Origin of the sequence: Pseudonocardia oceanicola, from assembly GCF_047200735.1 — a bacterium.
Taxonomy (GTDB): domain Bacteria; phylum Actinomycetota; class Actinomycetes; order Mycobacteriales; family Pseudonocardiaceae; genus Pseudonocardia.
The window spans coordinates 1-382 of the sequence record NZ_JBJZON010000106.1; the positions used below are offsets into that span (position 1 = coordinate 1).

2 protein-coding genes are annotated in these 382 nt (G+C 70.4%); both read right to left on the minus strand.

Annotated elements, in window-relative coordinates:
- Positions 1-239, minus strand: a 239-nt coding sequence (locus tag ACL02T_RS35010; RefSeq protein WP_503129115.1) for a hydroxymethylglutaryl-CoA lyase-like TIM-barrel protein, incomplete at its 3' end; no start/stop codon positions are given.
- Positions 236-382 (minus strand): acetyl-CoA hydrolase/transferase C-terminal domain-containing protein (locus ACL02T_RS35015; RefSeq protein WP_412835110.1); only part of this gene is annotated, 147 nt, incomplete at its 5' end. The genes ACL02T_RS35010 and ACL02T_RS35015, both read right to left, overlap by 4 nt.

The following is a 382-nucleotide window of genomic DNA, read 5'->3' on the forward strand; positions in this document are numbered from 1 at the left end:
GGGATGAGCACCATCAGCTTCACGTGCTCGGGCACGTCGATCCGGTTCAGCACCTCGACGCCGTCGGACAGCTGCGGGATCACGTCCGGCCGCACGAAGCTGGCCACCTCGATCCGCTCGAACCCGGCCCGGGCCAGCGCCTCGATCAGCCGGATCTTGTCGTCGGTGGCGATACGCTCGGGCTCGTTCTGGAACCCGTCACGCGGCCCGACCTCACGGATGTGCACCCGCTTGCTCATGTGTCCTCCCGCAGGGCTCGCTCGAGATCTTCTCGGTGTTCGGGGGCGGCGACCGCCAGCAGGCGGGCACCCCGCTCGTCGTGCGGGCAGCCGCGCAGCCACGCGGTCCCGTGCTCGGTGACGACGACGTCGACATCCGCCCG